This window comes from Paenibacillus sp. 7516, assembly GCF_002272715.1.
GTDB lineage: Bacteria > Bacillota > Bacilli > Paenibacillales > Paenibacillaceae > Paenibacillus > Paenibacillus illinoisensis_A.
In genome coordinates this window covers 351,073-363,952 of sequence record NZ_NPBI01000024.1, presented here as the reverse complement: position 1 = coordinate 363,952, position 12,880 = coordinate 351,073, and the positions used below count along the sequence as shown (strand labels likewise).

The 12,880-nt window shown below is 49.3% G+C and carries 11 protein-coding genes; 3 read left to right on the top strand and 8 right to left on the bottom strand.

Annotated elements, in window-relative coordinates:
* Window positions 1–87 precede the first annotated feature (87 nt).
* Together CHI14_RS21235 and CHI14_RS21230 are read left to right on the top strand one after the other, a co-directional pair.
* On the top strand, window positions 88–1,107 hold the full coding sequence (locus tag CHI14_RS21235; RefSeq protein WP_095291011.1) for an AraC family transcriptional regulator: 1,020 nt from the start codon (window positions 88–90) through the stop codon (window positions 1,105–1,107).
* Window positions 1,108–1,322: 215 nt separating this feature from the next.
* Window positions 1,323–1,823: a hypothetical protein gene (locus tag CHI14_RS21230; RefSeq protein ID WP_095291009.1), complete on the top strand. Its 501-nt coding sequence runs from the start codon at window positions 1,323–1,325 to the stop codon at window positions 1,821–1,823.
* A 372-nt stretch (window positions 1,824–2,195) separates the two neighbouring features.
* Here CHI14_RS21230 and CHI14_RS21225 read toward each other — a convergent pair whose 3' ends face one another.
* The 4 genes from CHI14_RS21225 to CHI14_RS21210 are packed head-to-tail and all read right to left on the bottom strand — an operon-like array spanning window position 2,196 to window position 5,979.
* Window positions 2,196–3,269, bottom strand: coding sequence for an ABC transporter substrate-binding protein (locus tag CHI14_RS21225; protein ID WP_095291007.1), 1,074 nt, complete (start codon window positions 3,267–3,269; stop codon window positions 2,196–2,198).
* Window positions 3,266–4,072, bottom strand: coding sequence for an ABC transporter permease (locus tag CHI14_RS21220; protein ID WP_095291005.1), 807 nt, complete (start codon window positions 4,070–4,072; stop codon window positions 3,266–3,268). Before CHI14_RS21220 ends, CHI14_RS21225 begins: the two co-directional genes overlap by 4 nt.
* Window positions 4,047–4,880: an ABC transporter permease gene (locus CHI14_RS21215; RefSeq protein ID WP_095291004.1), complete on the bottom strand. Its 834-nt coding sequence runs from the start codon at window positions 4,878–4,880 to the stop codon at window positions 4,047–4,049. The genes CHI14_RS21220 and CHI14_RS21215 overlap by 26 nt, the downstream gene beginning before the upstream one ends.
* Complete coding sequence (locus CHI14_RS21210; RefSeq protein WP_095291002.1) at window positions 4,870–5,979, bottom strand: ABC transporter ATP-binding protein; 1,110 nt, start codon at window positions 5,977–5,979, stop codon at window positions 4,870–4,872. Before CHI14_RS21210 ends, CHI14_RS21215 begins: the two co-directional genes overlap by 11 nt.
* 258 nt (window positions 5,980–6,237) lie before the next feature.
* On the opposite strand from CHI14_RS21210, the gene CHI14_RS21205 reads away from it, so the two are divergent.
* Entirely contained in the window at window positions 6,238–7,587 is a 1,350-nt protein-coding gene (locus tag CHI14_RS21205; protein WP_095291001.1) for an MFS transporter, read from the top strand.
* Between the two features lie 103 nt (window positions 7,588–7,690).
* Here the strand turns inward: CHI14_RS21205 and CHI14_RS21200 are convergent, their stop codons facing one another.
* The 4 genes from CHI14_RS21200 to CHI14_RS21180 form a co-directional block, all read right to left on the bottom strand.
* Window positions 7,691–8,899 carry a nitric oxide synthase oxygenase gene (locus CHI14_RS21200; RefSeq protein WP_095290999.1) on the bottom strand — a complete coding sequence of 403 codons (1,209 nt, stop codon included), beginning with the start codon at window positions 8,897–8,899 and terminating at the stop codon, window positions 7,691–7,693.
* Window positions 8,900–9,027: 128 nt separating this feature from the next.
* Window positions 9,028–9,507, bottom strand: a complete 480-nt coding sequence (locus CHI14_RS21195; RefSeq protein WP_095290997.1) for a Dps family protein — start codon at window positions 9,505–9,507, stop codon at window positions 9,028–9,030.
* A gap of 345 nt (window positions 9,508–9,852) precedes the next feature.
* Window positions 9,853–10,593, bottom strand: coding sequence for an HAD family hydrolase (locus CHI14_RS21190; protein ID WP_095290995.1), 741 nt, complete (start codon window positions 10,591–10,593; stop codon window positions 9,853–9,855).
* A 496-nt stretch (window positions 10,594–11,089) separates the two neighbouring features.
* Window positions 11,090–12,829, bottom strand: coding sequence for an adenine deaminase (locus CHI14_RS21180; protein ID WP_095290991.1), 1,740 nt, complete (start codon window positions 12,827–12,829; stop codon window positions 11,090–11,092).
* Window positions 12,830–12,880 lie beyond the last annotated feature (51 nt).

Here is a 12,880-nt window from a genome sequence, read left to right as displayed (position 1 = left end):
GGCGTATCCCCATCATAAGGTGACTTTACATCTAAACAAATGATCGAGGGCGCCGAAAATGTTGCTAATTCGCGCAAATGGAGGTACATGAACAACCACAATATCGGAGTATCCATTTCCTTGCTGTATCCATTGATGAAAACTCTTGTTCACAAAGGGTTTGAACCCGAAGCATTTTTCAAATATGCCGATTTCGATTCGACCGTCCTGGAACATGCTGACGCCCGAGTTCCGGTCGAAGCACTGGAACGGATAATGCAGCAAGCTTCTGTATATTCAAACGATGTGTATTTTGGCCTTAATCAAGGTACCCTGCTCGACTTCGCAGATCTGGGCCTTCCCGGTTACGTGATGATGCATTCCCAGACCATTGGTGATGCCCTCGCCGCATATCAGCGGTATAACATCATTCTGTACAGCGGCTTCAATCTGGATTGGGAAATTCAGGGGCAGGATGTGGTCCTTCGTCTATTTTTGCAATCGCCGCAGCAGATGTCCCGCCATTGCGTGGAAGACATGACCATATCCGTTCTGTATCTGATCCGTAAGCTCGCGAATTGTCCGGTACCGGTAAAAGAGGTTCGTTTTAGCCATGAGGCTCCGGATCATACGGATGACCTCCGCCCTTACATTGACATGTTCGGCGCAGCTCCCCAATTCGGGGATCCCCATAATCTGCTGCGTCTGCACAAAGACATTCTCAGTCAGCCTGTGCTCTATTCGGATGCGAAAATGCTGCAGGTGTTTGAAACGATGGCCGAGAAAAGCAAGGCTCTGCTGCAGCCTTCTCATACGTTCTCCGGCAAGGTCAGCCGCTGGCTGATCGACAGCCTTCCTGCCTCCTTTCCCACATTACAACACACCGCAGAACATCTCGGCGTGAGCATTCGCACACTTCAAAGCAGGTTGCGAGAAGAAGGTACGACGTACCATGAAATCTCCGTTCAGGTACGGAAGGAGCTTGCCCTGAATTATTTGCGGGAAGGACAGTATTCTGTCGGTGAAATTGCCTATGCCCTTCATTTTTCCGAACAGAGTGCGTTTCAGAATGCTTTCAAAAAGTGGACTGGACAGACGCCAGGGCAATACCGGGCGGGTCTGACCTGAATACAAAATTGGTCACCTATGTAGAAAGCACACGAGTTAAGGCCTGATGATGAAAGTCACCATGTGGTCCCTACCTAGACTTAAGTCTAGGTTCTTTTTAACGCCAAAGACCGAGGATGGATAATTCCAATTCATGGTATGCTGTGTGTAACGAGAAAAAAGACTTCATGTCTGTTCGGAACGACGCTAATGAAACGATGAAAAGGAGAGATATCATGGCTAAACGTACGATCCTGGCGCCTGTACTCATTTTGCTGGGCGTGTACTTGATTCTGAACCAGGGAGGTTCACTCGGTCCGGGTACGATCTTCGCCAACTTCTGGCCTACCCTGTTCGTTATTCCGCTCGGCCTGTTCTTCCACTGGCTGTACTTCTCCATGATTGGTAGAGGGGTTGGCTTGCTTGTACCGGGCGGTATTTTGCTGACTGCCGGCGTAGTTAGCCAGATCGCCATGCTCTTTGGTAACTGGAGCACGATGTGGCCTGGCTTTATCCTTGCGGTTGCTTTAGGTTTGTTTGAATTGTACTGGTTTGGCGGACGAAACAAGTGGCTGCTCATCCCTATCAACATCCTGACAGTGATCTCGCTGCTCTTCTTCACGGTGATGTCCATCGGTTCGATGCTGAGCAGCATGTCCTTCATTCAGCCGTTCGTGGCCATTGTGCTGATTATGGGCGGGGCTTGGTTAATCGTGGGACGCAAAAGAAACATGTAGTGGTATAAGCTGAAGGGCTGGGATTACACTAGACCACTCCGATGACAGGACAACTTTCGATCGCTGTTATTCCCGGATTTCCTTGATTCCCCCTTCGACAGGGAGAAATCCGGGAATAGCGTATGCTTCCGAAGTAGCTTTCTTTCAGAAAGTTTCTAGGCGCACGCTTCGCTTCTACAGTTTGTTCTGTCCTCTCCGTTATGTGTAAACCCGTTATGGCAACAACCTGAGCTATTTGCTTGGAGTGTGGGTAGTCAGAAAAAATCCCCTGATCCTTTAAATGGATTCAGGGGATTTTGACTTTAAAAGCATATATGCAGGTGCGATACAGCCTAATATGAAGCTCGTGCGGCACCTGTATGCCAATCATTATTATTTGCTGTGCATTTTAAACTCAAGGAACAGGTCGTTATAATGCGAAAGCATTTTTTTACCCAGATTATCGTACACTTCCAGCTTGCTTGTCAGGGAATCATCCGGATAGAACCGCTCATCACTGGAGATATCCTCTGGCAGTAGCTTGAGCGCCTCGGCGTTCGGTGTGGAATATCCGACATATTCGGCATTACGTGCGGCATGATCAGGGTCCAGCATAAAGTTGATAAACTGGTGTGCTCCTTCAATGTTGCTTGCCGTCTTCGGAATGACCATATTATCGAACCAGAGGTTCGATCCTTCCTCAGGCACCACGTAATCGAGCTTGTCGTTCTCATCCATAATCTCCGAAGCGTCTCCAGACCAGACGAGTCCAACCGCCGCTTCCTCATTAGCCAGCAGCATTTTGATCTCGTCACCGACGATGGCTCTGACGTTAGGCGTCAGGGTAGACAGTTTCGCCAGCGCCTCCTGCAGATGGTCTTCATTGGTGTCATTCAGGGAATAGTGCAGACTGTTCAGCCCCATCCCGATGACTTCACGGGCACCATCCAGCAGCAGGATCTGATTTTTCAGACGTGGGTCCCACAGGTCATCCCAGCTCTCAAACGTCAATCCGTCAACTAGCTCAGGATTGTATACAATCCCCACCGTTCCCCAGAAGTACGGAATCGAATACTGATTGCCTTCGTCAAAGGACAAGTTCAGGAAATCAGGATCAATATTGTCCAGATTGGTTAATTTGCTGTGATCGAGTGGAACGAGCAGGTTCTCTTCTTTCATTTTGCTAATCGCATATTCGGAAGGAATCGCTACGTCAAAGGTCGTTCCACCTTGCTCAATCTTGGTAAGCATCGCTTCATTGGAGTCAAACGTCTGGTAGATGACCTTGATACCTGTCTCCTCTTCAAACTCCGCCAACAGATCCGGGTCGATATAATCGCCCCAGTTGTAGATGGTCAGCGTGTTTCCGCCCGAGTATCCCTGACTCTTGTTGAGATAGGAGGCCAGGATCATCAGGGCAAAGGCGGCCACAAATACAATCGCAAATGTCCGTACCAGTTGCTTCATGGACGCAGCCCCCTTCCGGCAGGTGTCCGTGCAGCGCGGCGGTTAATGAAGTAATAGCCAATAACCAGCAGCACCGTCAGCAGGAAGAGCAGTGTCGACAGCGCATTAATGGACAACGACACACCCTGTCTCGCCCGGGAATAGATCTCTACGGATAGCGTCGAGTACCCGTTCCCCGTTACAAAGAAGGTTACCGCGAAGTCATCCAGGGAGTACGTCAGTGCCATGAAGAATCCGGCGAAAATCCCCGGTTTAACGTATGGCAGTACTACACGTGTGAGGATCTGCCATGAGCCTGCGCCCAGATCACGAGCCGCATCCATCAGCGATGGGCTCATTTCCTGCAGTTTTGGCAGCACCATGATGACCACAATCGGCACGCTGAACGCGATATGGGACAGCAGGACCGATGTGAAGCCCAGCTTGATCCCGATCATGGTGAACAAAATCAGGAAGGATGCACCGATGATGACATCCGGGCTTACGATCAATACGTTATTGAGTGATAGCAGTGTATTCTTGGTCCGTTTACGCCGCACATGATAGATCGCGAGGGCTCCGGCCACGCCAAGGATCGTCGAGATGGCCGATGACAGCAGCGCGATAATAAAGGTATTCAGTACAATGATCAGCAGCCGGGTATCGGCAAATACTTCCCTGTACCATTCCAGTGTGAACCCTTCAAAGTTACGCATGTGACCGCCGCTGTTGAAGGAATAGAAGATCAGGTACGCAATCGGTGCGTACAGGATCGCAAAGACGACAGCCAGATAAACGTTAGACAGCTTTCCGTTTCTTCCCATTACGCACCTCCCTCTTCCCTGATCCGGTCAGAAACATAATAATCGCCATCGCAATAATCAAAAAGACGGCAATCGTCGACCCCATCCCCCAGTCCTGGGTGACGAGGAAATGCTGTTCAATGGCTGTTCCTAGCGTAATAACCCGGTTACCCGCAATAAGGCGGGTGATCATGAAGAGGGACAACGCAGGGATAAATACAGCCTGGCATCCCGATTTGACTCCAGTGAGCGTCAGCGGGAAGATGACCCGGCGAAACGTCAGCCAGGATGAAGCCCCGAGGTCCCTCGCCGCATAGATCAGCGAAGGATTCATCTCTTCCAGCGCGTTGAAGATCGGCAGAATCATGAACGGGATGAAGATGTACACCGAAACGAAGATAAAGCTGAAATCGGTGAAGAGAATCTGCTGTGAACCGATGCCAATCACTTCAAGCAAGGAGTTGGTCAGGCCGTATGTTCCGAACAGGCCGATGAAGGCATAGGCTTTTAACAACAGATTGATCCAGCTAGGCAAAATGATCAGCAGCAGCCACAGCTGCTTGTGCTTCGTCCGGGTCAGCAGGTACGCCGTCGGATACGAAACCAACAGGGCAAACACCGTAATCAGCAGCGCATACCAGAATGAACTCAGTGTCATCTGCATATATACGGGCGTGAAGAAGCGGGCATAGTTGCCAAATGTGAAATTGCCCTCTACATCAAAGAACGAATAATAGACAACCAGCAGTACCGGAGCGACGACGAACAGCACCATCCATAATACATATGGAATCAGATACGCATTGCGTGTACTCGCCTTACTCTGCATGGACGGCCTCTTGATAGGCTTCGAGTCGTTTGTCGAATTCCTCTTCGGTCTCGTTGAAGCGCATGACGTGAATAGCCTCCGGATCAAAATACAGCCCGATACGTTCGCCCACGACTGCTTTCTTCGTGGAATGTACCAGCCATTCATTGCCTGCATCGTCATAACTCGAAATCTCGTAATGCACCCCGCGGAACAGCTGGGAGTCGACATTGACCTTCAGCTTGCCTTGATCCTCGGTCGTAATCTCCAGATCCTCCGGACGGATCACGATCTCAACCGGCTCGTTCGGCTGCAATCCCTGGTCGACACATTCATACTGTGCACCAGCGAATTCCACCACGAAGTCCTGCTTCATCTTGCCGGGTACGATGTTCGATTCACCGATAAAGTCAGCCACAAAACGGTTAATCGGTTCATCGTAGATGTCATTCGGCGTACCGCTCTGCTGAATGACGCCGCCGTTCAGAACGAAAATCTCATCCGACATGGCCAGCGCCTCCTCCTGGTCATGCGTAACGAAAATAAACGTAATGCCCAGACGCTGCTGCAGCTCACGCAGCTCGTACTGCATTTCGGTCCGGAGCTTCAGATCGAGTGCAGACAACGGCTCGTCCAGCAGCAGGATCTCAGGCTCATTGACAATTGCACGTGCAATGGCGACCCGCTGACGCTGTCCACCGGACATTTCGCCAATCTCGCGGTTCTCATACCCGGAAAGGTTGACGAATTTGAGGGCTTCCAATACTTTGCTGCGTATTTCAGCCGTTTTCATCTTTTTGATCCGCAAACCGAAAGCCACGTTCTCAAATACATTCAAATGTGGAAATAACGCATAATCCTGAAATACCGTATTAACCTGGCGCTGATGGGCAGGAACACGGTTGATCAATGCTCCGTTAAAATAAATGCTGCCCTGAGTCGGCTCCGCAAAGCCGGCAATCAGCCGCAATATCGTCGTTTTGCCGCAACCCGAAGGGCCAAGCAGCGTATAAAATTTACCCCGCTCAATCTCGAAGCTGACTTCCTTCAATACGGCTTCATCCTGATCGTATTGCTGGGTCACCCGGTCGAACCGGATAATTGGTTGTTGATCTGACATGTTTCATCTCGCCCCCTTAAACTTGAGGTACAACTTACCCTGTACACTTTCTATAAACGCTTCATTATTACAAATCCCATCTATTATATATGATTCAGCTATATCCGCAATGGTTTTGATGTAAACGCAGAGTGTCTTTTCTTCTTATTTTCACAAATCCTGCATACATTACGTTTATATGTCGATATCTACGCATCCTATAAGGCGATTGGAGGGTTTTTGAGCTTACCTGAGTTCGTAGGAAAGGAGTCTTCGAACGTGGACATTCGCCGTAACCTGCCTTTGCTGATGATTATTTGTTTTCTTAGTCAGATGGGCGGTTTCATGATCCTCCCCCTGTTTCCTTTATTTATTGAGGAATTCGGTCTGTCCGGCTGGATGATGGGGGTTATTTTTGCACTCTTTTATGTTGGAAAAGTCATTGGAGGGGTTCCGGCTGCGGCACTCTACCGTAAGCTGGGAGGTCAAAGGGCGCTAATCGTCATGCTGTTCATTCTCGCGGTCTGTATGGGCGGCTTCGCTGTCTCTTCTGCTGCGCTTCTGTTCGGTCTGCTGCGGCTGCTGCAGGGACTCGCTTCCACCGGACTTACGGTCATCGTCCGATCCATTATCGGGGATGGGGGCAATGCGGATAACCGCGGTCTGTACAATGGATATATCAGCAGCAGTGAAGGTGGAGGCATGGTGCTTGGGCCGGTGATTAGCGGCTGGCTTGCCCTGCACTGGCCGTTATCGGTTCCATTTCTGCTCGTTACGCTATGCTGCCTGATAGCCATGGGAACTGCTATGGGGATCAGGAACAGGCCAGAATCTAAACAAAAGTTTACAGCCGATGAGCGCGAGCAAATGCCAGAGCTGGACTCAGGGGCAGGGGCAGACCCAGACATTCCGATAAACAATGCCTATGAGAATAAACTCCTCCCTTCGGCAGCTAAGTATACCGCCATAAACGATATTGCTGTGCACGATACGGCTGCTGCTTCTCCACCATCCAGTACTCCTCTCGATGATACCCATGCAGGGTCTCGGACAGGGCTAACCCAGCGGCAGCAGTTAATTGGTTACGGTACGGTACACTTTCTTGAGATGAGTGCCTATGCGGTATTTCTGACATACTTCGCCCTCTATGCGGCCCACATGATGCATTGGGACCCATTTGCGACCAGCCTGGCTTTTACCGTGGCTGGGATCTCCACGCTGGCTGCTGCACCCGTAGCCGGTTATCTATCCGACCGCATGGGTGATCGACTGCTGCTCTGCATGCTCGGCATGTTGATGATCGGCATTGAAGTGGTTGTTTTTCTAAGCACCTCTTCTTATGCATGGGTTTATGTTGGCATGCTGATTGGTGGAGTTGGCGGGGCCTGTTACATGGATTCCTTTTTCGCTCATATCGGGGACCACATCCCTGATTCAGGCAGAAGTGAGGTCATTGGCAAAATCGTCTCTGCAGCGGAGATTGGCTCCATCATTTCTCCTCTGATTGCTGCGCTGCTTGTAGAGTACGTTTCGCTATACGCCGTGTTTGTGTTCAATCTGGTGCTGATCGCTGCGGCTATTGCCGTTCAGGCGGTGATGCGGAGCAGGTACAGAGCGAAACAGGGGTAACGTACAAAACCGCTCACATGAGTGGGCGGTCCTTATCCTTTTATTTTCTTCCTATTAAAGAGGCGATATGTGGAGCTAAAAGCAAAAAACATCCCGCTCGCACCTAGTGTGCAAACGGGCATCTCAGGGATGAATCTCCAGCCTGCGGCCGATGGTGATTGACATCCGTATGCTGTTGTTCAACATTCTCTGGTTCAGCTCCAGATGGTTCTCCATCTAGTGTATACGCTGGTTCCTGACGGAAAAAATTCGGCTTCACGATTTCATTGCGATAGGAGCTGTGGAAAATGTGCGTCGTTGCCGGAGAAACAGGGGGAATCAGCCAGACCCAGTCTCCAGTCAGCTCACGCCCTGCCTTTGCCTCCCTCTGCTCGAACAAAGCAAATTGAGACGCCGCCGTATGGTGATCCACCATGCTGACGCCTGCTTTCTTGAAGGAATGCAGTACGGCTACATTCAATTCAACGAGTGCGCGGTCCTTCCATAGCGTCGTTTCGCTGGATGTGTTCAGTCCGAGTGCTGCTGCCACTGCAGGCAGTTTATTGTAGCGGAAGGTGTCCGCCAGATTACGTGCACCAATTTCGGTCTCCATATACCAGCCGTTAAACGGCGCAGCCGGATAAGAGATGCCTCCAATCTCAAGCCGCATATCCGCAATCATCGGCACACCATACCAACGCATGCCGAGTTCTGCAATTTCAGCTCGCTCGGGGTGTTCAATGTTCACTTCTACAATATCCTCATGGGGTACAGCATACCACTCGGGAGCTTGTCCTTGCGCCTGAATAATGAGCGGTAATACATCGTAATCTCCCCCTGCCCCTTGCCAGCCAAGTGACATGGCCGCCTTAGTCAGTTCCAGGGATGCAGGATCTCCAATGATACCTTGTTCCGTCTCGTATCCGGCATAACGGATGAGCTGGTGGTTCCAGATCCGCACTGGAGCTCCACTTGGCCCATTCGGCGGAAGAATCGTAATCATCGGGATAATCTTACCGCCATTGGACGCGACGCGAATATGATTCATTACGGCCTCCGCAGCAGTTCCGGCTGTGTCTGCATGACGCGCATCCGCAATCCGCAGCTTGTCCCAGAACAATCGTCCGATACAGCGGTTGCTGTTCCGCCAAGCCATTTTGCAGCCGTGCTCCAGTTCTTCGGTCGTATGCACATAAGTGCCCGTATCTACAATCTCCTGATGAACAGCAATAAGCCGGGCCTCCGCATCTTCTCGCGAATGGCCCAGCTCTTCATAACATGTATATATAAACCGTTCAGCTTCTCCCTGCAATTGATCCAGGTCTGTCCGCATCATTCATTCCACCAATCTGTGTCTCTCGAATGCCATTATTATACGGCAAGCACACCGGATTTGTAAGCGAACGGGGACTTTGTTCACGGACTCTACATATCGTTTGTCAGGATGCGGGTTATCTTAGCTTATTTGCCCAGAAATGCGTTTAACATCCAGATTTCTTTATCCAATGCCGCTGTGAAGCCAATCAGCATATCTTCCGTTGCGTTATCCTCTGCTGCTTCTGCTGCATGGATGCCTTGCTCTATCACTTCTACCATGGTGCGCAGATCAGCAACCACAGACTCTACCATACGCTCAGCAGACAACTGTCCCTGTGCCTCATCAACTGGAGACAAACGAAGCTGTTCGGACATCGTAGCTACCGGACGCCCACCAATAGCAAGCAAGCGTTCTGCGACTTCATCCATGTTCGCCGTAGCCAGGTTATACAGTTCTTCGAATTTGGCATGCAGAGTGAAGAAATGTGGTCCTTGAACATACCAGTGGAAATGGTGCAATTTCGTATACAATACAGACCAGCCTGCAATCTGGCGGTTCAGGACGTCTTGCAATGCTGCGGTGTGGTTTGCAATAGTGTTCGTTGTAGTTTGAATTGTGCTCATGGATAGGTTCCCCTCTCGTATACCAATATAATTTGATGTAAGGTCAAGTAAATCCGATTCATTTTCCTTCTTTAATTTAGACTTAATCTAAATCTTGTTTTAATTATAGCACCACCCTCCTACTTTGTGAAGGCCTCACCCTACTCTTCTAAATGAAGATTCCATGAAGTTCCACTTCATCTTCCAATAGAAGCGGGATCTTGCTATTTGTAAGATTACACACAGCATTTATACCTCGAATTCACTTGATATGCAGCGATCATCCTCACATTTTCCACAACCCAAAAAGCCCTGCTGCGTACCTAAGTAAGGCAAACAGGGCTGCAAGAACACATATAGCACTCTTTATTGTAGAACAAACTCGGATGTAAGAATGCGAGTTATTTCATTATAATCACGAGCCACATGATGGGGCTGATGATTCGATTCCGGCAGAGCATCCCGATGGTTGAACCAGATGACATTCCATCCGGCATTTACCGCACCTACTACATCATTACGCCATGAATCCCCGATATAATAACTGGAGCGAGCATCTGTGCCTGTCTGTTTATTCACATGTTCGAACAATTGCCGATCCGGCTTGGCATACCCGATGGTTCCTGAGATGAAGATTCTCTCCTCGGGAACGAGGTCAAACACATTCAGTGCTTCGAGCTTGCGTCTCTGATGTCTTCCCTCACCATTTGTAATGAGTCCTACAAAGTGTCCGTCTGCCATAAGGCTCTTCATCAGATCATAAGCACCTTCAAATGGCTGAATCTGAAACTGTCTGCTCAGATACTGCGCTTGCAGCGCCTCACCCTGTCCCTCGCTTAAAGGTACCCCAAACTCCTTCATCGTCAGTTCAAATCTGCGTCTGCGCATCCGTTCCACGGCTTCCGCTTCTGGAATGGCAGAAAGACCCTCCTGATCGGACAACCAGTCGCTGTAATAGCGGAATCGGTGATAAACCTCGGCATATGGAACATCATCGGCTAAACCAAGAACCTCTTGCAGTGCTCCTCTAAGCGGCTGCAAGTGGTCATACAATGTATCATCTACATCAAAAAATATGGCTTTTTGAGTGTGGTCTTTGGATAACATAATGGACCCCTTTCTCTATCTTCAATTATGTGAGCTATATTTCATTTATAAAATTAATAAACGATTAGAATATTATGGGTATAAACTTTAATAAATGATACAATAACCCTTTAACGAATTTGCAAGGAGGCAGCCAAACTGCATGACATTCTCCACATACCCGAAAGAAAAGAACCAAAATATCTATAGCTTAGTCTTGAACCTCATTCTTTTCGTGGTTGCTGCACTCGTACTAGTCTACGCCTATTATACTTACGATGCCAAACCGTCTTCCAGCTATCTGTTAATCGTAATCCCGATGACGGGGTGTGCAATAAGGTCAGTGTATCACGCAGTCATGCTCATAAAAATGAAGAAGCGTAAAAATGGACATTGAAGGCGGAAAAGAAAGATCAATGTATCTCGCCTTAACCCAACTGCAAAAAAGGTAGATATACTGCACTCTTTCTACAGTATACCTACCTATTCACGTTCTTCAATTGAATGAACTATCCATTCACTCTACAACCAACGGTGCAACCTTGCCTGCATTCACATCAATCAAACCGTGATCTGTAATTTTCAGCGCAGGGCTCACAGCAAGTGAATGGGTGCTGATCGACATGATCGGGTTATAGTGCACATAACCAAGAGAGAGCATCGCTTTCCGCAGTTCCTTCACTTGATGAGACACAACCGCGAGCGGTTCTTCTGTCAAAATGCCGCCTACAGGCAGTTCCAGATGAGACAGCACTTTGCCATCCTCTACCACACAGAACCCACCCTGGCTCGAAATGACCGTGTTAGCTGCCAGAATCATATCTTCACGATTGCGACCCACGACCAGAAGGTTGTGGTTATCATGTGAATATGTCGTTGCGATGGCTCCCCGTTTAATCGTATCTCCACCGATCAAACCATGTGCCCGATTGCCGTTCACACCATATCGTTCAAAGGTAGCTATCTGTCCGTATCCACTATCTTCCCACTGAAGTTCGCCATTCGCTGCCTGAACCTCTGCGATATGTTCTTCCACAAAGGTTGAGCCGTCCTTCACCATCATTACACGGCAGTTGAATGAATCTTGTTCCGCCTGATTAGCAGTTTCCCTAACTTTGGGATCGCTCAATGAAATCGTGAAGTCCTCTCCTGTCAGCTTGTCCAATTGTACACTGTTATAGAAATGGGGCGGGAACTGCCCCGTCATCCGTTCCTGCTTATACGGTTCGTAGTCGTCATAAGCTTTCCGGCCATTTTTGTACACTTGATCAATTGCCAATGTCTCCAGATTCGATACGAGAACGTAATCTGCCACCTTGCCTGGGGCGATACTGCCCCGATCCGTCATTTTCATTCGGGATGCCGGTGTAGACGTTGCTGCGTAAATGGCATCTTCCGGACGCATGCCCATCTGAATGGCCTTACGCACAATATGATCCAGATGACCTCGTTCCACGAGGGAGTCCGGCATAACGTCATCCGTCACGAAGCAGAAATGCTGAGCTACATCATGCTGAATCAGGTAATCCATAACCTCAGGGGTCATCGATTTCTCCTGGATCTCAATGAACATGCCTGCTGAAATCCGCGCCTGCAGTCCTTCAATGCTCTGATGGGTATGATCCGAGTCCACACCTGCATAGATCAGTCGGTGCAGGTCCAGCCCTAGCAACTTCGGTGTATGACCTTCGATCACGAGATCCGGGTAATTTTGGCGAATATGCTGGAGAATCTGGTTGGTCTTGCATTCCGGGTCACGGATGACATCCACGTAGTTCATGATTTCACCCAGACAGATGATCTCTCCGGTTGCGAGAAGTACATCCATATCTTCGATCTCAATAGATCCGCCCGTCGTTTCCATTGGCGTTGCCGGAACGGAGCTCGGGATGGCATAGAACATGTTGACCATGGTCTCACGACTCGCAGCCATCATCTCCTGCACACCTTCCAGTCCGAACACATTGGCCATCTCATGCGGTTCCGCTACAATGGACGTTACTCCGCAGCGAATCAGGCCATGGGAAAACGTAGCCGGCGTCACCATGGTACTCTCAATATGCAGGTGAATATCGATCAGGCCAGGAATCATGTATCTTCCCCGCGCATCGATCACTTCGTCTGCCTGAATCAGCTCAGGACCGCCGGGTCCGACATACATGAATCGGCCGTCAAGTACAGCGACGTTATTCAATTCAAACCGTTTATAATAACTGTTATACACATTTACATTCACAATCAGTTGATCTGCACGCATGGGGCATAATCTCCTTCTTTTGAGCATGCTGCATTTCCAATCATGCAGCAT

Excerpts from the sequence above, each read along its gene's own strand:
- CHI14_RS21235 (WP_095291011.1), top strand. The coding sequence starts at position 88 with ATGAACAACCACAATATCGGAGTATCCATTTCCTTGCTGTATCCATTG.
- CHI14_RS21230 (WP_095291009.1), top strand. The coding sequence starts at position 1,323 with ATGGCTAAACGTACGATCCTGGCGCCTGTACTCATTTTGCTGGGCGTG.
- CHI14_RS21225 (WP_095291007.1), bottom strand. The coding sequence starts at position 3,269 with ATGAAGCAACTGGTACGGACATTTGCGATTGTATTTGTGGCCGCCTTT.
- CHI14_RS21220 (WP_095291005.1), bottom strand. The coding sequence starts at position 4,072 with ATGGGAAGAAACGGAAAGCTGTCTAACGTTTATCTGGCTGTCGTCTTT.
- CHI14_RS21215 (WP_095291004.1), bottom strand. The coding sequence starts at position 4,880 with ATGCAGAGTAAGGCGAGTACACGCAATGCGTATCTGATTCCATATGTA.
- CHI14_RS21210 (WP_095291002.1), bottom strand. The coding sequence starts at position 5,979 with ATGTCAGATCAACAACCAATTATCCGGTTCGACCGGGTGACCCAGCAA.
- CHI14_RS21200 (WP_095290999.1), bottom strand. The coding sequence starts at position 8,899 with ATGCGGACAGACCTGGATCAATTGCAGGGAGAAGCTGAACGGTTTATA.
- CHI14_RS21195 (WP_095290997.1), bottom strand. The coding sequence starts at position 9,507 with ATGAGCACAATTCAAACTACAACGAACACTATTGCAAACCACACCGCA.
- CHI14_RS21190 (WP_095290995.1), bottom strand. The coding sequence starts at position 10,593 with ATGTTATCCAAAGACCACACTCAAAAAGCCATATTTTTTGATGTAGAT.
- CHI14_RS21180 (WP_095290991.1), bottom strand. The coding sequence starts at position 12,829 with ATGCGTGCAGATCAACTGATTGTGAATGTAAATGTGTATAACAGTTAT.